This is a genomic window from Pedobacter mendelii (assembly GCF_014635725.1).
Taxonomy (GTDB): domain Bacteria; phylum Bacteroidota; class Bacteroidia; order Sphingobacteriales; family Sphingobacteriaceae; genus Pedobacter; species Pedobacter mendelii.
Map to the genome: position 1 here is coordinate 149374 of NZ_BMDJ01000009.1, position 17938 is coordinate 167311.

The following is a 17938-nucleotide window of genomic DNA, read 5'->3' on the forward strand; positions in this document are numbered from 1 at the left end:
AAATATATAAAACATAACTATGAAAAGAATATCGGCGATTTTAATTTTATCATTTTTAAGTATAGCCGTTTGGGCGCAAAATTTTAATGGTTCGAATTATGGTTTTCGGTTGGGTTTAACAGCCACACCAACTATCGGATGGATTAAACCAGAGCAAGGTAAAACTGAAGGTGTTGGTTTAGGCTTTTCTTATGGCCTAATAGGTGATTTTAATTTTGCACCGAATTATAGCTTCTCCACAGCTTTAACCATCACCACAATTAATGGAAAAAGTACAGAGATAAACGTTATGCCCTACCATTCTACAAGTAGTACAACTAATCCTGTTGGTTACGATTTAAAATATAAAATGCAATACATTGAACTTCCGCTAACCATTAAATTGAAAACCTTAAAAACTGATGGTAAACGCTTTTATGGGCAGTTTGGATTATCAAATTCGGTTAATATTAGTGCTAAACAGGATGCGGAAAGAAATGGCTCTCAAGTTGGAGATAACCAAAACATTTCAGATTATAGCAGATTTTACCGTGCAGGCTTAATTATTGGCGGTGGTGGCGAATTTGATATTTCTGGAAGTACGAGCATTCTGGCTGGATTAACTCTTAACAATGGTTTTACAAATATTGTGAAAGATGGAAGCAGGAAAGTTAAAAACCATTATCTGGCGCTTAACTTCGGCTTATTCTTTTAGTCGTGATAAATATACTTTCTAATTGATACTACAAAAATGAAAATAGCGCTGGCGCAACTCAACTATCATATTGGCAATTTCGAATCCAATACTCAAAAAATAATCAGCAATATTCAATTGGCTAAAAGTAAAGGAGCCGATTTGGTTGTATTTGCCGAACTGGCGATTTGTGGCTATCCTCCAAGAGATTTTTTAGAATTTGATGAGTTTATCTCGCTTTGCGAAAGTTCGGCACAGGAAATCGCTAAACATTGTACAGATATTGCTTGCATAGTTGGATTACCAATTAGGAACGATGTTTTACAAGGTAAAGATTTATTTAATGCGGCATATTTTATTGAGGATGGAAAAGTAAAATCTATAACCAAAAAAGCTTTACTACCAACTTATGATGTTTTTGATGAGTATCGCTATTTCGAGCCCGCCACAATATTTAAGTGCATAGATTTTAAAGGAAAAAAAATTGCTTTAACCATTTGTGAAGACCTCTGGAACATTAACGATAACCCGCTTTATGTTTCCAATCCGATGGATGAGTTGATTAAAGAACAACCTGATGTTATGATAAATATTGCAGCATCGCCTTTTTCATATACGCATGATGATGAGCGTATAAAGGTACTTTCTGATAATGCCAAAAAGTATCATTTACCTGTTTTTTATGTAAACCAAGTTGGTGCGCAAACCGAAATTATTTTTGATGGCGGTAGCCTAGTTTTCGATACGGATGGAGCAATGAAAGCAGAAATGAAATATTTTGAAGAAGATTTGCAGGTTTTCGATTTAACAGAAGTAGAAAATGTTCGCAACAAATATCCCCAGCCAGAAAGGTTAACCGATATCGAACAAATTCACGATGCTTTGATTTTAGGTGTTCAGGATTATTTTAGAAAATCGGGATTCAGCAAAGCTGTTTTGGGTTTATCCGGAGGAATAGATTCTGCCGTAGTTTGTGCTTTGGCTTGTTCAGCTTTAGGGGCAGAAAATGTAATGGCCGTTTTAATGCCTTCTAAATTTTCCTCCGATCATTCTGTGCAGGATGCATTGGATTTGGTTACTAATATTGGTTGTATGCACGAAATTATCCCGATAAAAGATGCTGCAGAAGCTTTTGATAATATGTTGGCACCTGCATTTAAAGGCTTGCCATTTAACTTAACCGAAGAAAACATTCAAGCCAGAATACGTGGAACAATAGTTATGGCAATGAGTAATAAATTCGGCTATATTTTACTCAACACTTCTAACAAAAGCGAATGCGCTGTTGGTTACGGAACTTTATATGGCGATATGTGTGGCGCAATTGGTGTAATTGGCGATGTATATAAAACGCAGGTTTTTCAATTGGCTAAATACATCAATAAAGAAAGAGAAATTATTCCGATTAATACAATTGTTAAGCCCCCATCTGCAGAATTAAGACCAGATCAGAAAGATTCCGACTCATTGCCAGAATACGATATTCTTGATAAAATTTTATATCAGCATATTGAATTAAAACAGGGTTCGGCAGCACTAATTGCAAAAGGTTTTGATGAGACATTGGTGAAAAGAATTTTGAAAATGGTAAATGTTGCAGAGTTCAAGCGCTACCAAACGCCTCCAATTTTGCGTGTTTCGCCAAAAGCTTTTGGTATGGGTAGAAGGATGCCAATTGTTGGAAAATACTTGACATAAATCATCAAAAGCATTAATATTATTTCTATATAGTTTATTTTAAGTACTTTACCTTAAATTATTAAGCCTAACGCTCTAAATGGTTAATTTTTATAAATCCATTCTTACGGTTGAAATGCGTTCGCTAATAGATATGCATGCCCAAAGCTTTAGTAAAATTCCTGGTGTTGTAATTATTCATGAAACTTTAAATTGGACTGTTGTTTATATGAGTGAGAGAGGCTTAAATCAACTTGGCATTTCTTTAGAAGAAGTTTGCAATTTAACCAATGCCGAATATTATTCAAGATTTTTTAATACCGAAGATGCTAAAGATTATGTTCCTAAGATTGGTGCTTTTTTGCATGCAAATAATAAGGAAGATACGCTTAGTTACTACCAACAGTTAAAATTCCCTGGGATGGATAACTGGAGATGGCATTTGTCGAGCACTAAAATATTTTTTCGTGATAAGGCTAATATACCTGTCTTATCGATTACAGTTTCCATACCTATAGATGCAATGCACCACATGGCAGTAAAGGCCGACAGGCTTTTAGAAGAAAATAATTTTCTAAGAAATAATTATAATAATTTTTTAAAATTGAGCAAACGTGAAAAAACAATTTTAAAGGAAATTGCTTTAGGAAAAAGCTCAATAGAAATAGCGGCCGAATTACATATTTCTCCAACAACTGTAGATACACACAGAAGAAATGTTAGGTATAAACTTGGCACAAAATCGTCTTTCGAAATATCTAAATACGCTAGAGCTTTCGATTTGATTTAATAAAATCGGGAGTAACAATATAGATATCATATAGAGCCTGTCGGAACTCTTCTAAAATTCTTCGACAAGCTCAGGATGAAAAATTTATACTAAAGTAGCATCAACAGAAATTGTTGTATCTAATAATTTAGAGATTGGGCAATTTTTTTCTGCATCAGCAACCAATTCATCAAATTTTTCTTTTGATAAACCTGGAACTGTGGCTGTTAAAGTTAAATGTGATTCGGTGATTTTACCTTGTGCCGGATCTAAGTTAATTACACATTTAGTTTCTAAGTTTTCAGCTGTGAAACCTGCTTCATCAATTTTAAAAGATAGCGCCATGGTAAAACAACCAGCATGTGCAGCAGCAACTAACTCCTCCGGATTTGTACCTACGCCCTCAGCAAAGCGTGAACCGAATGAGTATTGAGTGTTATTTAATGTTGTACTTTGGGTAGTTAAATTTCCTTTACCTTCTTTACCTGATCCTTGCCATACGGCTGTTGCATTTCTTTTCATTTGAATTTTATTTTGAGTTATTTTAGATTTCTAACAAATAAAGATAATTATATGTTTGTTTATTAACTGCAACTATAATATTAAGAATTTGTGATGTGTTGGAAAATTTATTCAATTTCTGGTTCAATAATTTTGCGTTGATTAAACTTGCTTTTTATAGATTGAACCAATAAAATGCCTACTCCAATCATTATGGAAATATCAGCAAAATTGAAAACACCTGTTTCGAAAACATAAAAATCTATGTGCATAAAATCTGTTACTGAGCCATGAACAATTCTATCGTAAAGATTTCCGATTCCACCACCAATCAGAAAACACAAAGCAATTTGCATGCTTTGAGGTAAATTTGGTTTGGAAAAAAGAAAGTACAATCCGTAGCCTAAAAATAATATTGGCAAACCCATTAAAAAAATCAATCGGAGTATATATGGCATTTGATCGCCAAGACTTAAAAAAGCACCGCTATTTTCTACTTTTGTTAATGTAAATCTGTCTTTTACGATACTGATGTGCTCATATTCACTAATTTTATTACGAACAATATTTTTAGATACCTGGTCGCAGCCAATATTTAGCAGTAAAAAGAAGATAAGGAAAATTATCCTGAAGGAGTGTTTGGAATTCATATTAACTTAACGTAAAATATCAGCATCAACAGGTGTATAACCTAAGTGCCTGCTTAAAGACATAATTTGCCCTTTGTGATGAAATTCATGTGTAATTACATGCGTAAATAATTTTAACGGACTTAAGCCGATTAGCTGTCCGTTTCTGTTAATTTCTAATTCAATTTGATAGTCATTTCCAAAGGATTCAAAGAATTCGTTTAAATATAAATTAACCAAATCAAAATAGATTATACAATCGTTGAGGTTTTTATAATCTTCAAATGGCTTATAATTTATACTCTTTTTTAATGCCCTTTCTCCAATCCAGGATGAATATGTATCGCAAATATGAACAAGTAAATTACGAACTGAACCTCTGCCAAAAGTGCTATTCTCTTTTAAAAAATCTTCTTCTGCTATAGTTTTAATATAGTCCAGAATTTTTTTTCTGGATGATAAGACTAAATTATATTGTTGGGCGAGTAGATCTATCATTTTTTACCCATTTTTTGTAAGGAATTATCAACGCCAATAATATAGCTAATACACTTAAAACTTTGGCAATTACATCACCAGCTTTAACATAAAAAGTTATCTCATCATTTAAGTTAATATCAGCTTTGATAGCGGTTCTTGTCCACCATTTTGTTTTTTGCGTTACATCGCCACGTTGATTTATGAAACATGAAATACCCGTATTTGCAGAACGTGCTATATCGCGATGCGTTTCTATCGCCCTTAACTTTGCATACATTTCGTGTTGATCTTTACCAGATGTATTTCCCCACCAACCGTCGTTGGTAATAATGGCTATAAATTGTGCGCCATCTTTAACTTGTTTACCAATCCAATCGCCCCACAAACTTTCATAACAAACTACAGGGGCAGCTCCGATTCCACTTTGCGCATACAAAACACTTGGTTTATCCTGCCAACCCCAACCGCCAACACTTCCGCCAAGCTCAGAAAATACGCCATCCATAAAAGAAAATACTGCAGGGAAAGGCATCTTTTCTGCTCCGGGAACTAATTTTGATTTATGATAAAACTGAACGTTTGCAGAATTTTCGACTTGCATAGCAGAGTTGAAATTATCATAATAGAATCCAAGATCGGGTCGGAATTTTGCTGAAATAGTTCTTTTATCGGGATATGTTTTTACACTTTCTATACCCGTAATTAAAGTTCCGTTTTTGTATTTGCTAAGAAAATCCTGAAGAGTCAAAAAGTCTGGATTGCTGCGGATTCTATCTTCATCTGCATAATTTGGAATTGCGGTTTCCGGCCAAATGAAATATTCGGTGTTGGTTTGGCCGATAGAATCCGATAGATGGGTTAAAATTTTTATTTGTTCTGCGGCTGGGATTGCCTCCAGTTTTAAATAAGGATCTATATTGGGTTGTACAACAACTACATTACTTGGTGTTCCTTGTTCTGTGGCATTAAAATATTTCGTCAATGAAATTCCAATGGGAATCAGTACAAATAAGCCCCAAATTCCTAATGCTTTGAATTTTAAATAACCCGTTTGTAATTTAAGTTTTTTATAAGCTTCGAAAGCCAAAATATTACTTATTAATATCCAAAGCGAGCCGCCATAAACGCCTGTATAATCGTACCATTGTGCCAACTGATGCATTCCTGCTAAGCCGTTCCCTAATGTCATCCAGGGAAAGGCTAGATCCCAAGTTTGTTGCAAATATTCTAAAGCAATGTAAAAAGAAATTAACCCTAAGTATGCAGTAGTTTTGTTTGTGTGTTTATTTAGTCGATAAAATAACCAAAAGGCGAAAGTCATTAAAGAAGCGCCTAACCCATAAGGGATTAACGAAACAGGTATAGCGACAAATGTTCCGTTATAAGAACTTATTGCATTATAAACCCAATATGTTGATGCTGTGTTCCAAATAAGGAATGTTAAACCTGCAGTTAAGAAAATACGTTTACCTGATTTTTTATTTTCGCTACTCGAAATATTTTCAAGGGCTATAAATAACGGAACTAATGCAACTAATAACAATGGCGTTGTAAACGGCATTGGCGGCCATGCTAGCCAAAGTAGAAATGCGCTTAATAAGGCGAGGGAGTAAGTTTTTTTCGATTTCATTTTTAAGGAGATTTGTCATTTTGAGCTTGCCGAAGAACACTAAGCGTTTCGACAAGCTCAACATGACAATCGAATATTAAAAGCTATCTAAAATATTCGCTTTTTTGGCTTCATATTCTTCTTGCGTAATTAAATGTTTATCGTACAATGTTTTTAGTTTACGTAGCTTTAATGTTGTTTCATCTTCAGGTTCCTCTATAACTTCTGCTATTTGAAATGGTTCAGGTTCTTCAGCCTTAGTGGCCTCTGTTGGAATAACATCAACAAAAGCTTGTGGAGCAGTATTTGTTGTTGAAGCCATCGCCCGGTTTTCTTCCAGTTTTTGTTGATGCAATAATTCCTTATACGCTTCTAACTGTTGGTTAGCTGCCTGATGCAATTTTCTTGCCTGCACTTTAGGAATAAATTCGGTTACAATATTTTCTCCATGCTGCGGAACGCAAATAAATTTAGAACCAAATAATTCTTCCTTAAATGAAATTTCCTTAACACTTTTCCATGAAATGTCTTTAAAATTCATAGTTAAACCTAGGTTGCCGGGTTCACAATAAAAAATTCTCTTGTTTGTAATGGCAATGCTATCAGGTAACAAGTTTACGGCAGGTTTTTTTTGTACACCAAGGTATAAAATTTCTTCTCCAGTGGTTAAAAGGTCATTTAATTTTCCAATAACTTTTTCAACCGCTTTTGGGTCTTGTTCGTCACTTAAAAATCTATCTATGCTAATCATAATGTTGTTTAAAATTGATTGTTGTTAATTGATTGATGTTAATCTTCAGGGCTTTCATATTTATCTTTGTTCTTTACTCTTTTATCCTTGCTCATCTCTTTACCTGCAATGCAAATTACAAATTCTCCTTTTAAAGTATTGTGTTCAAAATGTGATTTTATTTCCACCAAAGTTCCGCGTACAGTTTCTTCAAACATTTTGGTTAACTCCCTACTTACTGATGCTTGCCTGTCTTCACCTAAGTATTGTGCAAATTCTTCTAAGGTTTTCAGTAAACGATGCGGACTCTCATAAAGTATAATGGTACGATCTTCTTCAGCAAGCTTTTTAAATTTTGTTTGTCGCCCTTTTTTAACCGGTAGAAATCCTTCAAAGCAAAAAGCATCGGCTGGTAAACCAGAATTTACAAGTGCCGGAACAAATGCTGTTGCACCTGGCAAACACTCTACCGGAATTTCATTTTTTATCGCTTCACGTACCAGGAAAAAACCTGGGTCGGAAATTGCCGGAGTGCCTGCATCAGAAATTAAGGCAATTTTTTGTCCTTCATTTAAGAATTTAATAATCTCCGAAGTTGCCTTGTGTTCATTATGTTGATGATGTGAAAACACCTTTTTATCGATACCAAAATGTTTAAGCATTGGTGCACTTGTTCGAGTATCTTCGGCTAAAATTAAATCACACTCCTTTAAAATGCGTATGGCCCTAAAGGTCATATCTTCTAAATTGCCTATCGGGGTTGGCACGAGAAATAGTTTTCCATCCATAGTATCAAGTATCAAGTATCAAGTAACAAGTATCAAGTATCAAGATATGCATGATTGAAAACTGCAAACTGAAAACTGAAAACTCTTTCTATCTTTGTGAAAAAAATAAATAATGCTGCAAGTTAACTATATCCGCGAAAATAGAGAGAAAGTTTTAGAACGTTTAAGTGTACGTAACTTTAAACAACCAGAGTTGGTTGATGAAATCATCAAGATTGATGAAGAACGCCGCTCAACTCAAACTTCGCTTGATAGTATTTCTGCAGAAGCAAATGCAGCCGCTAAGCAAGTTGGCGATTTAATGCGGGCTGGAAAAAAAGAAGAAGCTGAAGCCATTAAAGCAAGAACTACCACTTACAAGGAAAACATAAAAAACCTTACCGAAAAGCTAAGTGAACTAGAAAATACTCAGTTTAATTTGGTGGTTCAGTTGCCAAATTTACCATACAATTTAGTGCCTAAAGGTTCTACCGCCGAAGAAAACGAAGTTGTTTATTTACATGGCAAGCCAGCAGAATTACCAACTAAGGCCTTGCCGCACTGGGAATTAGCAGCAAAGTATGATATTATCGATTTTGAATTGGGTGTTAAAATAACAGGTGCGGGTTTCCCGGTGTATAAAGGAAAAGGAGCAAGGCTGCAACGTGCTTTAATAAATTTCTTTTTAGATCATGCAACTGCTGCGGGTTATAAAGAAATGCAGGTTCCACATTTGGTAAATGCAGCATCAGGTTTTGGTACAGGCCAGTTGCCAGATAAAGAAGGGCAAATGTACCACTCAACAGTTGATGATTTGTATTTAATCCCAACTGCAGAAGTACCCGTAACTAATCTGTATCGCGATGTAATTGTGAAAGAAGAAGACCTGCCAATAAAAAATACAGCTTATACACCTTGTTTTCGTAGAGAAGCCGGTTCTTACGGTGCTCATGTTCGTGGTTTAAACCGTTTACATCAATTTGATAAAGTTGAAGTTGTTCAAATTACGCATCCTGATAAATCATACGAAACGCTTGAAGAGATGAGCAAATACGTTCAATCTTTATTGCAGGAACTTGGTTTGCATTACCGCGTTTTGCGTTTATGTGGTGGTGATATGGGCTTTACTTCAGCCATGACCTATGATATGGAAGTATGGAGTGCAGCACAGGAACGCTGGTTGGAAGTATCTTCTGTATCTAATTTCGAAACCTATCAGGCAAATCGATTGAAACTTCGTTTTAAAGGTAAAGAAGGTAAAGCCCAACTGGCTCACACATTAAATGGAAGTGCATTAGCTTTGCCGCGTATTGTAGCTTCTATTTTGGAAAACTATCAAACAGAAAATGGAATTAAAATTCCTGAGGTTTTGGTAAAATATACTGGTTTTGATATGATTGATTAGACCTCAGCCTTTAAAAGCCAGAAATTATTTTAAGTTAGTGCATTCTTTTCCTTAAAGAGAGGGAAACGAAAGATAGTGGGTTTAGACCAATATCAACACAAAAAAAGCTTTGCAGCGATGCAAAGCTTTTCATTTTTATAGATAGGTGTATTTTGAATACTTTGTCGATTACAAAATCAAAATTAATAATAAAATGATAATGATAATTGCACCTACAGAAAGATAAACACCACCAGAAACTGCACGAGCCTGACCTTTTAATTCTCTTAATTCGCTACGTAAAGCTTTACGTTCTGCTTTAGTTAAGTTAGATTTATCCATGTCTCTGATTTCTTCAACACGAGTTTTAATCTTTTCTAACTTTAAAGATTGTTCAGTAGTTAATTCTGTTGGGTTTTTAGCTTTTTCAGCAGCTTGTACTGTGTTAAAACTAACTCCTAAACTAAAAATAAGAGCTAAAGTGTAAATAAATTTTTTCATAATATTTAATTTTTTTAGTGTTTAATCTCTGTTTAACAAAAAACCTACCAAAATGTTCCGGTAGGTTTTAAAAAGCATTAAACTAAATGTTAAATAGGTTATTTAATTTCAAAAATGGCGTTTACAGTAAAATTTAGCTTAATTTTCTTAAAATCTATTTCTGGTGCAGCTTCTGCATCAGCCATTGCCGATTTAACCATGTAGTTTCTATAAACTGGTTGTATAACATTGTCGCCACCATCCTGTATTTCAATTACACCACCTAATTTATCGCCAAGTGCTTCTACCATGTAAGCAGCTTTTTCTTTTGCAGCTAGTAATGCTTTAATTTTAAGTTCCTTTTTTAAGCTTTCAATTTTCGAATAATCGTAGCTTTCAATATTTGTACTGGCAATTCCTTTAGGGTCAATTGCTTCTAATATCCCATCAAATTTATTTAAATCGCTAACTTTTAAACGATATTGTTTACTCGCTAAAAAATCAGGATTTTTCTTTTTTTCTGTAGCATAATTCCAGCTACTTAAGTTACTTATGGTTAAATTTTCTTTAGCAATTCCAGCCTTTTGAACCGCTGCATAAAGTTGTTTTTCCAAATCGGTAATTTCTACTTTTTTCTTTCCATTTAAATATTCTTTCAGCGAAATACTAATGTAAATAATATCTGGTGTAACTTCTGTTTCTGCGCTACCACTAACATTAATTTTGCGGCGTAAATCTGTTTGTTGAGCCATCGCTGTAGATAAACCAAAAAATGCAACGAGTGCAATTGCTATTAACTTTTTCATATTTATTTTTCTTTTGTGTGTGCTGTAATGATGTTGTTTTAATACAAATTCCACACCGAGATTAATTTTTTTTTAAATTTATAGAAAATGAGCGTAAGTAATCAATGGCAAAACCTGCCCCGCTATTCGTTACAAGTCCTCGCTACGCTGTGGGCTTTTTACTCCTATCGGGTTTAAAAACAAAGGGTTGTACCACTATGATAACACAAAGTAGATAAGCAAATATGGACTGTGAAATACCGTTTAAATACCTGTCTTTTTCAAATAATATTCCATTGAATTGCATGGTAATTTTAAAAAGAACTGTAGTTTTTGCTACTTAAACCCGACAGAGCGTATAGCCCGGAATGGTAGCGAAGCGAAAATGAGAACTATAAGCGATGGTGGGACTGCTATTGCCGAAGCATTACAGAACCGTGATTTTCTAAATAAAAATACTAGAAATTAAAAAAAATTATGCGCAAGGTTTTATGCTTAAATAGACGGAAATATAAATGTTTATAAAACCTGGCGCAGCAGAATATTCTGCAGAATTTTAATCGTGTTGCAGTTGGAGTAAACTACAAATTGGAATACTAATTTTAGGTATTTATACCTTTGAAACTTTAACAGCAGTTGGTCCTTTTTGTCCCATTTCTACTTCAAACGTAACTTTATCGCCTTCTTTAATTTGTGTAACCAAACCATTTGCGTGAACAAAAATACTATCCTGAGTTTCTGTGTTTTTAATGAAACCATAACCTTTACTATCGTTGAAGAATGTAACAGTTCCTTTTTTCACAGGGTTTTCGTCAATAATATCTTCTTGTCTTGTTATACCAATTTGAACATCTTCGATGTTAAATACCTTTTTCTTTTTCGGATCTGGTGGGGTAGAGGAGATATTACCATTTTCATCAACGTATGCAAACATTTCTTCAAGAGCTAAGCCCTTTTTTGCATTAGACTGACGTTCTTCTTTTTTCTCTTGTTTGTCTTTTTGCTTTTTTAGTCGTTTTTTTTCGTTCTCTTTTTTACTGTATGTTGCCTGAGATTTAGCCATATTTATTTATTTGTTTTGTTTTTTGTGAAGTGAGTGGAATACAGATTAATGCAAATATAATAATACTAAAGCAGAAATACGATTTTATTCCGTCAGTACTCTATAGTGCAAAACTCAATATTTTTGTTTTAGCCACAGATTCGCTGATTCATTTCTGCGCAATTATTTATTTTAATCTGCGAATTAGCAGTAATTATATCATCCATTTTTCCATTTATCCTTTTCAATTTGATAAACGAAATTCCATTTTACAGATTCGCCATAATAAGCTATTTCTATCTCGTTAACTTTTATTGCGCCCAATTTCTCTGTTGCCTTTTGAGAGCGGTAATTTGTTGCACCAATGTGTAAAATTACCTTATCTACAAATTGAAAGGCATAATCTAACATTAGTTTTTTTAAGGCAGCATTATGCCCCTTACCCCAAAAATCTCTTCCAATAAATGTATAGCCTACAGAAATTGATTTATGTTTATCATCAAATTCATAATATCTTGAGCTGCCAACCGCATGTTTTGTTGCCTTATCGTAAACAATAAATGCGCCTTTTGATTCTATTGCCCCTTTAAAAAAGTTTTCAAATACTTCTTTTTTATAACGGTTTTTATTTGGGTGTTGTTCCCAAATTAAAGGATCGGAAGCTACAGCATAAAGATTTTCAAAATCTTCTGCCTTTAGCGGTGCAAGTTTAATTAAATCACATTCTAAGGTCGGTTGTAAATCGAAATGCATTTTGTCTTGTATTAAAAAAAGGCCGGCAAAAGCCGGCCGTAATGTTATTAACGATGTAATATTTTGCTGTTTATACACTCGTTATAAACAAGCGCAGGTTTATCCAGATGTTATTCTGAACTTGTAAAGAACTTTTGACCATTTCGACAGGCTCAATGTGACAGCTATTCAACCAGGCCCTCGATTTCTACTAATTCGTTTGCCTCCTTTTGATAATCTACATTATCGATTTCGAAACCAAACAAGCTTAAGAAATCTGAGCGATAGCCTGCTAAATCGCCAATTGAAGGTAAAGTTTCAGTTGTAGCTTCTGTCCAAAGTTCTGCAACTTTAGCTTGTACATCTTCACGCATTTCCCAATCGTCAATTCTAATTCTCCCTTGCTCATCAACAGGAACAGGACTGCCGGTATATAACCGCTCTGCGTATAATCGCTGTATTTGTTCTATGGTACCTTCGTGAATACCTTCTTCTTTCATTATTTTGTAAAGCAATGAAATATATAATGGAATTACCGGAATAGCCGAACTCGCTTGTGTAACCAAAGCCTTGTTAACAGAAACATAAGCCTTACCGTTAATATCTTTCAATTTGTTGGCAATTGTAAAGGCTGTTGCTTCCAGGTCATCTTTCGCACGGCCAATTGTTCCTTTACGGTAAACCGCCTCGGTTAACGATGGACCAATATAAGAGTAAGCAACAGTTGTTGCACCTTCAGCCAATAGGTTTTCTGCTTTAAGGGCGTCAATCCACATCGCCCAATCTTCTCCACCCATTACGGCTACCGTATTTGCAATATCTTCTTCTGTTGCTGGTTCGATAGAAATTTCGCTAACATTTCCGGTATGGAAATCTACAGTCTTATTGGTATATGCTCCGCCAATTGGTTTTAGTGTAGAACGATGTAAAACTTCTGTATCAGGGTGTTTTCTTACAGGAGAGGCCAGGCTGTAAATTACTAAATCTACCTGGCTCAAATCAGCTTTAATAGTTGCTAAAGTTTTCTCTTTAATTTCTTTTGAAAAGGCATCACCATTTATGCTTTTTGCATATAAACCAGCAGCATGTGCTTCTTTTTCAAAAGCTGCGCTATTGTACCAACCTGGAGATGCCGTTTTACCCGTAGAAGGTGCTTTTTCGAAAAATACTCCTATTGTTGATGCATCTGAACCAAAGGCTGCGGTAATTCTTGATGCAAGACCAAAGCCTGTTGATGCACCAATTACCAATACTTTTTTAGGTCCGTTAATATTACCTTTAGATTTTACATATTCAATTTGGTTCTTTACGTTTTGCGCACAACCATCAGGATGTGATGTTAAGCAAATAAAGCCCCTCATTCTCGGTTCAATAATCATTTTGTTCTTTTTTACGTTTTGTAATATTCAAAATTATTGCAGTTTCGGGGAATGAAAAATTACCTTAATCCCCAAATCTTTAACGAAGATAAATTTTTAATTGCTTAACGCTAAACGAAATTTAAATAAATGGTTTTTTAATTAACAAATTAAATCGTCCTGTGTATTAATTAAGTGTTAAGTTGTCTGCTTTATTAATTTTCTATTAAATTAGCGGAATCAGTTAACATTGCCTTAATTTCCTTATGAAAAAATTAATATTTCTATTCTTATTATGTATTGTTGCTTTTGCCAAGCTTTCTGCACAAACTCAATATCAAAATACAGGCTGGCTTTTTTTGCTTAACAACACTAAGATTAATAAAAAATGGGGATTGCAGTTTGATGTTCAAGTGCGTTCTGCGGATAATTGGAAATATGTTAGAAATACATTAGTTAGGCCGGCGGTACAATATTTTATAAACGATAAACATAATGTTGCACTTGGTTATTTGTGGCAAACAACTCAAAATCAAATAGACGGAATTGCAAATACTCATTTTGATGAACATCGAATTTTTGAACAATACATTTATACCCACAAAATTAAAACAGTTTTTGCAAGTCATAGGGTAAGGGTAGAGCAACGTTTTATAGAAAGGGCAACTGAGGATATATTTGCACAGCGTTTTAGGTATTTTATCAGGTTAATTAAGCCTTTGCAAAAAGCGCAGCCTACGTTTACCAAAGGGGCTTTTATTGCGCTGCAAAATGAGGTTTTCTTAAACTTTCAAAATAAGGCAAAAATAAATAATAGCATATTCGATCAAAACCGTATATACCTGGCAGGCGGTTATCGGTTCTCTAAAAAGTTTGATATGGAAGTAGGTTATATGAACCAGGCCGTAAAAAATACAAGCAGCCATACCAATAATAATATTGTTCAACTAGCACTTTATACGAGGTTTTAAAATCTTTAAGTCATTTTTTGTATCAGGACTATTACAAAATGTTAAAGGTGTTGTAATTGATAACGCTTTTTGCTCAATTTGCCGCGTGAAAAGATTTTCAATACTATTTTTAGCATTATTGTTCGGCAGGCGGATGCAGGCTCAGGAAATTAAAACTTCATCAACAGATATTGCGCCAACTTCTAAAAGTTTATTTAACCCTGAACACACAAGAAAAGATTCGCGTAAAGGCGATTTTTATTTCCATTGGGGTTATAACCATTCTTGGTATGGAAAAAGTGATATTAGATTTCAAGGACCAAATTACGATTTTACATTAAAAGATGTAGTTGCTCATGATAGGCAATCTAAATTAAGTTGGGATTATTTGAATCCGGGATTAATTACAGTTCCTCAATACAATATTCGGGTTGGTTATTTTATTAAAGATAATTATAGCATTTCAGTTGGCTGGGATCATATGAAATATGTAATGGATATTCCGCAAACAGTTGCAATTACAGGATTTATAGGGTCAAATATTTCGAAGGAAGGCGTATCAACAGGATCTATGGCGGGTAATTATAACGGGCAAATGATTAACGTTAAGGAAAGTATGTTAACTTTTGAACATACTGATGGCTTTAATTATGCTAATGTTGAAGTGGAGCGTTATGATGATATATGGGTGGCTCCGGGTGGTAACACCTCTTTAACTCTAGAAACCGGATTAGGTGGAGGTATGGTTGTTCCTCGTTCTGATGTCCGTTTATTTGGACTTGGAAGAAACAACCATTGGAACGTTGCAGGTTATGGTATTTCTGCCAAAGTCGGGCTGAAATTTTATGTTTGGAAAAATATTTATCTTCAAAATACAACCAAAGTAGGTACAACGAATTTGAAAACAATTCATACTACTGGCTGGGACGAATATGATAAAGCAAGTCAGAAAATTAATTATCTTGAAAATATGTGGGTAATTGGAGTTCAGTTTTAGTACTAACTTCGTTTGGATATCATTTTTTTAAACCAAAGTTCAACATAATGCTATATTTATTTTATTGTTTTTTGATAACGTTATTTAATTTAACAGCAACCTCCACCTGGTTTGCAATTAGCAGATTGAGATTTAAGTTGCGGTAGCTGGATTTTTTGTTTTGATGGCGGAATACCGCAACTATCTGATGCCAGGCAGGCTGTATTTTTTGAAACAAGTTCAAAATCTTTTCCATCAAAAGCCAAATCGTACTTTCCAATAGTATCTGATTGATATTCGACTTCGATTTCTAAATTTCCAATACCCAGCTTTTCTTCAGAAAGATTTATAATGTGCAATAGCTTTTCGGGTTTTAAGCGATGCTCGAAATCATTTGCATCCCAAAGTTGAAAGTTTATAACTTTCTCCAAGCGTTCTACGCCGCCACAGTCAATAAAATGTTTGGTAACTAAGCCAACTTCTGTTACATGAAAATGTTCCGGAACAAATTCTCCTGATGGTAATTTGAAATTTACAGCTTCGGCTGTTTCTAAATATTTTTTAATCTCTAATAGTTTCATAATCAAGTTTTAATGCAGTATTATTATTTAAAAAATGTTAGCAGCAGTTTTGCTCCCTATCGTTAGCAATGATATTGGAGAAATATGTCTTTAAAATATCAAAGGTTTTTTCATTGATACAGTAGCAAATCGTGGTTCCTTCAATATTTCCTTTAATTAGTCCGGCATTTTTTAGCTCCTTCAAATGCTGAGAAATGGTTGGTTGCGCAAGGGGTAGTTCGTTTACTATATCACCACAAATACACTCATTTACTTTTAATAAATAATCTATAATGGCTACTCTTGCCGGATGACCCAGTGCTTTTGCAATTGTCGCTATTTGGTTTTGCTTATCTGTAAAGTGTTCTGTTTTTGTTGCACCCATTTTCAATTAATTTTAATATTGCAATATTACGATATAGTTTCTGTTATGGAGAATTTTATGAAAAAATATTTTATCTTTTGCTTTCGTTTTAAAAATGCTTGTTAATAAAAATGCCTTCTTCATTTTCATAAAAGAAGGCATTTTTTATTTGAATGCGCTTTAACTTTCTCGTAATAGGGTAAGTAAAAGTTTTATCAAGGCATAAATAAACTAATTTTTACCAGGGGCTTACTTCAGTTTCATCTTCAATATCGTTACTGTAAAATTTTCCAGTTGGGGCTTTATCATCTATTAAGGTATGTTTAATAATAAATTTTACTGCACTTTCAACAGTTCCGGGGCCATTGTGATGGTTAAAATCTGTGGCCGTATAGCCTGGGTCTATTGCATTTACTTTGAATGGCAAATCTTTGAGTTCATAAGCTAATACAATTGTATAAGCGTTTAAAGCGGCCTTCGAAGTTCCATAGCCTGCGCTTTTTACATCGTAGTATTTCCAGTTAGGATCACTATGAAGCGTTAAAGAACCTAGCCCTGAAGTAATATTGCTTATTCTAGGACTATCTGACTTTTTAAGTAATTCTAAAAATATCTGAGTTACGTTAATCACACCAAAGAAATTTGTGTCAAACACTTCCTGGATATTCTTTAGCGGTGTATCTGAAGCATTTTGTGGGAATGGTCCACTTATCCCTGCGTTGTTGATTAAAATATCTAATTTGCCTTGCTCTTTTTCGACAATGCTTTTTGCCTCCAAAATTGAATCAGTGTTGGTTACATCAATTTCAATAGCTTTAATATTTTGAAATCCATTTTCAATTAGTTCTTGCACTACCGATTTTCCTTTTTCCAGGTTGCGGCTACCTAAATATACAAATAATCTTTGTTTCGAAAGTTGTTTAGCTGTTTCCAAACCAATGCTTCTGTTGGCTCCTGTAATTAATACTGATTTCATATTTATTGTAATTAAATTATAGTGCAAATTGTTTTTTTAAAATTGAAATCATTTGCCATTTGGCAAAAAGCAATTTAGTAAATACTTTTTCTAACTCTGCTTAATGGGGATTGTGTAATGCCTAAATAAGAAGCAATATAGGCAAGCGGTATACGGTTAGTAATATTTGGATATATTTCAAGAAATTTTAAATATCTTGTTTTGGCATCCTGAGATAATAATTGGCTGATTCTTTCTACTTTCTGCAAGAATGCTTTTGAAATAATTTTACGTACAATATCATCCCAGTTGATTATGGTAATAGAAAGTTCTGTCCAATCTTTTTTTGAGAAAACGATAATCTTGCAATCTGTAATTGCCTCTACATAAGATGATGAAGGAATTTCATTATCGAAACTATTTAAATCTACAATAAGATTGTTTTCTTCAATAAAAATATTTAGTAATTTCTTCTCCTTTATTATTGTAATAGCACACTCTGATGATACCATCTAGA

Annotated in this window: 21 protein-coding genes; 6 read left to right on the forward strand and 15 right to left on the reverse strand. The window is 34.1% G+C overall.

The genetic code is table 11. The annotated features are described in order from the left end of the window. The first annotated feature begins 19 nt into the window (after window positions 1-19). From IEV50_RS15145 to IEV50_RS19845, 3 genes are all read left to right on the forward strand, one after another. On the forward strand, window positions 20-694 hold the full coding sequence (locus tag IEV50_RS15145) for a porin family protein (protein ID WP_188415890.1): 675 nt from the start codon (window positions 20-22) through the stop codon (window positions 692-694). Between the two features lie 36 nt (window positions 695-730). Next, window positions 731-2371 (forward strand): NAD+ synthase, encoded by a 1641-nt coding sequence (locus IEV50_RS15150; protein WP_188415892.1) that lies wholly within the window; start codon window positions 731-733, stop codon window positions 2369-2371. A gap of 79 nt (window positions 2372-2450) precedes the next feature. Continuing rightward, window positions 2451-3140: a response regulator transcription factor gene (locus tag IEV50_RS19845; RefSeq protein ID WP_188415894.1), complete on the forward strand. Its 690-nt coding sequence runs from the start codon at window positions 2451-2453 to the stop codon at window positions 3138-3140. An 84-nt stretch (window positions 3141-3224) separates the two neighbouring features. Here the strand turns inward: IEV50_RS19845 and IEV50_RS15160 are convergent, their stop codons facing one another. The 6 genes from IEV50_RS15160 to rsmI all read right to left on the reverse strand — a co-directional run bounded on the left by IEV50_RS15160 (window position 3225) and on the right by rsmI (window position 7856). Then, window positions 3225-3641 carry an OsmC family protein gene (locus IEV50_RS15160; protein ID WP_187071592.1) on the reverse strand — a complete coding sequence of 139 codons (417 nt, stop codon included), beginning with the start codon at window positions 3639-3641 and terminating at the stop codon, window positions 3225-3227. A gap of 107 nt (window positions 3642-3748) precedes the next feature. Next, window positions 3749-4270, reverse strand: a complete 522-nt coding sequence (gene lspA, locus IEV50_RS15165; RefSeq protein ID WP_188415896.1) for a signal peptidase II — start codon at window positions 4268-4270, stop codon at window positions 3749-3751. A gap of 6 nt (window positions 4271-4276) precedes the next feature. After that, window positions 4277-4747, reverse strand: coding sequence for a DinB family protein (locus IEV50_RS15170; protein WP_188415898.1), 471 nt, complete (start codon window positions 4745-4747; stop codon window positions 4277-4279). Then, a complete protein-coding gene (gene lnt / locus IEV50_RS15175) occupies window positions 4719-6359 on the reverse strand; it encodes an apolipoprotein N-acyltransferase (protein ID WP_188415900.1) in 1641 nt (546 codons plus the stop codon). Before lnt ends, IEV50_RS15170 begins: the two co-directional genes overlap by 29 nt. 76 nt (window positions 6360-6435) lie before the next feature. After that, window positions 6436-7089, reverse strand: a complete 654-nt coding sequence (locus IEV50_RS15180; protein ID WP_188415902.1) for a PH domain-containing protein — start codon at window positions 7087-7089, stop codon at window positions 6436-6438. A gap of 38 nt (window positions 7090-7127) precedes the next feature. Next, the gene (gene rsmI / locus IEV50_RS15185) at window positions 7128-7856 is read right to left on the reverse strand and encodes a 16S rRNA (cytidine(1402)-2'-O)-methyltransferase (protein ID WP_188415904.1); all 729 of its coding nucleotides are present in this window, start codon (window positions 7854-7856) and stop codon (window positions 7128-7130) included. A gap of 112 nt (window positions 7857-7968) precedes the next feature. On the opposite strand from rsmI, the gene serS reads away from it, so the two are divergent. Then, on the forward strand, window positions 7969-9240 hold the full coding sequence (gene serS, locus IEV50_RS15190; protein ID WP_188415906.1) for a serine--tRNA ligase: 1272 nt from the start codon (window positions 7969-7971) through the stop codon (window positions 9238-9240). Between the two features lie 168 nt (window positions 9241-9408). Here serS and IEV50_RS15195 read toward each other — a convergent pair whose 3' ends face one another. From IEV50_RS15195 to fabV, 5 genes are all read right to left on the reverse strand, one after another. Next, window positions 9409-9720, reverse strand: coding sequence for a hypothetical protein (locus IEV50_RS15195; RefSeq protein ID WP_188415908.1), 312 nt, complete (start codon window positions 9718-9720; stop codon window positions 9409-9411). Between the two features lie 98 nt (window positions 9721-9818). Then, the gene (locus IEV50_RS15200) at window positions 9819-10505 is read right to left on the reverse strand and encodes an SIMPL domain-containing protein (RefSeq protein WP_188415910.1); all 687 of its coding nucleotides are present in this window, start codon (window positions 10503-10505) and stop codon (window positions 9819-9821) included. Between the two features lie 589 nt (window positions 10506-11094). Then, window positions 11095-11547 carry a cold-shock protein gene (locus IEV50_RS15205; RefSeq protein ID WP_109926476.1) on the reverse strand — a complete coding sequence of 151 codons (453 nt, stop codon included), beginning with the start codon at window positions 11545-11547 and terminating at the stop codon, window positions 11095-11097. Window positions 11548-11745: 198 nt separating this feature from the next. Beyond that, on the reverse strand, window positions 11746-12279 hold the full coding sequence (locus IEV50_RS15210) for a GNAT family N-acetyltransferase (RefSeq protein ID WP_188415912.1): 534 nt from the start codon (window positions 12277-12279) through the stop codon (window positions 11746-11748). A 164-nt stretch (window positions 12280-12443) separates the two neighbouring features. After that, the gene (fabV, locus tag IEV50_RS15215) at window positions 12444-13637 is read right to left on the reverse strand and encodes an enoyl-ACP reductase FabV (protein WP_188415914.1); all 1194 of its coding nucleotides are present in this window, start codon (window positions 13635-13637) and stop codon (window positions 12444-12446) included. A 245-nt stretch (window positions 13638-13882) separates the two neighbouring features. Here fabV and IEV50_RS15220 point away from each other — a divergent pair, with 245 nt between their 5' ends. Further along, window positions 13883-14587, forward strand: a complete 705-nt coding sequence (locus IEV50_RS15220) for a DUF2490 domain-containing protein (protein WP_188415916.1) — start codon at window positions 13883-13885, stop codon at window positions 14585-14587. 85 nt (window positions 14588-14672) lie between these two features. Next, a complete protein-coding gene (locus IEV50_RS15225; RefSeq protein ID WP_229746755.1) occupies window positions 14673-15563 on the forward strand; it encodes a hypothetical protein in 891 nt (296 codons plus the stop codon). Window positions 15564-15652: 89 nt separating this feature from the next. Here IEV50_RS15225 and IEV50_RS15230 read toward each other — a convergent pair whose 3' ends face one another. The 4 genes from IEV50_RS15230 to IEV50_RS15245 all read right to left on the reverse strand — a co-directional run bounded on the left by IEV50_RS15230 (window position 15653) and on the right by IEV50_RS15245 (window position 17933). Beyond that, window positions 15653-16123, reverse strand: coding sequence for a DUF6428 family protein (locus tag IEV50_RS15230; protein WP_188415918.1), 471 nt, complete (start codon window positions 16121-16123; stop codon window positions 15653-15655). A 37-nt stretch (window positions 16124-16160) separates the two neighbouring features. After that, window positions 16161-16487: an ArsR/SmtB family transcription factor gene (locus tag IEV50_RS15235; RefSeq protein WP_188415921.1), complete on the reverse strand. Its 327-nt coding sequence runs from the start codon at window positions 16485-16487 to the stop codon at window positions 16161-16163. 217 nt (window positions 16488-16704) lie between these two features. After that, the gene (locus IEV50_RS15240) at window positions 16705-17442 is read right to left on the reverse strand and encodes an SDR family oxidoreductase (RefSeq protein ID WP_188415923.1); all 738 of its coding nucleotides are present in this window, start codon (window positions 17440-17442) and stop codon (window positions 16705-16707) included. Window positions 17443-17516: 74 nt separating this feature from the next. Continuing rightward, a complete protein-coding gene (locus tag IEV50_RS15245) occupies window positions 17517-17933 on the reverse strand; it encodes a Crp/Fnr family transcriptional regulator (protein ID WP_308785481.1) in 417 nt (138 codons plus the stop codon). Between the last annotated feature and the right edge of the window lie 5 nt (window positions 17934-17938).

What these genes read in the sequence shown, in the direction of transcription:
- IEV50_RS15145 (WP_188415890.1), top strand. Translation starts at nt 20, where the DNA reads ATGAAAAGAATATCGGCGATTTTAATTTTATCATTTTTAAGTATAGCC.
- IEV50_RS15150 (WP_188415892.1), top strand. Translation starts at nt 731, where the DNA reads ATGAAAATAGCGCTGGCGCAACTCAACTATCATATTGGCAATTTCGAA.
- IEV50_RS19845 (WP_188415894.1), top strand. Translation starts at nt 2,451, where the DNA reads ATGGTTAATTTTTATAAATCCATTCTTACGGTTGAAATGCGTTCGCTA.
- IEV50_RS15160 (WP_187071592.1), bottom strand. Translation starts at nt 3,641, where the DNA reads ATGAAAAGAAATGCAACAGCCGTATGGCAAGGATCAGGTAAAGAAGGT.
- lspA (WP_188415896.1), bottom strand. Translation starts at nt 4,270, where the DNA reads ATGAATTCCAAACACTCCTTCAGGATAATTTTCCTTATCTTCTTTTTA.
- IEV50_RS15170 (WP_188415898.1), bottom strand. Translation starts at nt 4,747, where the DNA reads ATGATAGATCTACTCGCCCAACAATATAATTTAGTCTTATCATCCAGA.
- lnt (WP_188415900.1), bottom strand. Translation starts at nt 6,359, where the DNA reads ATGAAATCGAAAAAAACTTACTCCCTCGCCTTATTAAGCGCATTTCTA.
- IEV50_RS15180 (WP_188415902.1), bottom strand. Translation starts at nt 7,089, where the DNA reads ATGATTAGCATAGATAGATTTTTAAGTGACGAACAAGACCCAAAAGCG.
- rsmI (WP_188415904.1), bottom strand. Translation starts at nt 7,856, where the DNA reads ATGGATGGAAAACTATTTCTCGTGCCAACCCCGATAGGCAATTTAGAA.
- serS (WP_188415906.1), top strand. Translation starts at nt 7,969, where the DNA reads ATGCTGCAAGTTAACTATATCCGCGAAAATAGAGAGAAAGTTTTAGAA.
- IEV50_RS15195 (WP_188415908.1), bottom strand. Translation starts at nt 9,720, where the DNA reads ATGAAAAAATTTATTTACACTTTAGCTCTTATTTTTAGTTTAGGAGTT.
- IEV50_RS15200 (WP_188415910.1), bottom strand. Translation starts at nt 10,505, where the DNA reads ATGAAAAAGTTAATAGCAATTGCACTCGTTGCATTTTTTGGTTTATCT.
- IEV50_RS15205 (WP_109926476.1), bottom strand. Translation starts at nt 11,547, where the DNA reads ATGGCTAAATCTCAGGCAACATACAGTAAAAAAGAGAACGAAAAAAAA.
- IEV50_RS15210 (WP_188415912.1), bottom strand. Translation starts at nt 12,279, where the DNA reads ATGCATTTCGATTTACAACCGACCTTAGAATGTGATTTAATTAAACTT.
- fabV (WP_188415914.1), bottom strand. Translation starts at nt 13,637, where the DNA reads ATGATTATTGAACCGAGAATGAGGGGCTTTATTTGCTTAACATCACAT.
- IEV50_RS15220 (WP_188415916.1), top strand. Translation starts at nt 13,883, where the DNA reads ATGAAAAAATTAATATTTCTATTCTTATTATGTATTGTTGCTTTTGCC.
- IEV50_RS15230 (WP_188415918.1), bottom strand. Translation starts at nt 16,123, where the DNA reads ATGAAACTATTAGAGATTAAAAAATATTTAGAAACAGCCGAAGCTGTA.
- IEV50_RS15235 (WP_188415921.1), bottom strand. Translation starts at nt 16,487, where the DNA reads ATGGGTGCAACAAAAACAGAACACTTTACAGATAAGCAAAACCAAATA.
- IEV50_RS15240 (WP_188415923.1), bottom strand. Translation starts at nt 17,442, where the DNA reads ATGAAATCAGTATTAATTACAGGAGCCAACAGAAGCATTGGTTTGGAA.
- IEV50_RS15245 (WP_308785481.1), bottom strand. Translation starts at nt 17,933, where the DNA reads ATGGTATCATCAGAGTGTGCTATTACAATAATAAAGGAGAAGAAATTA.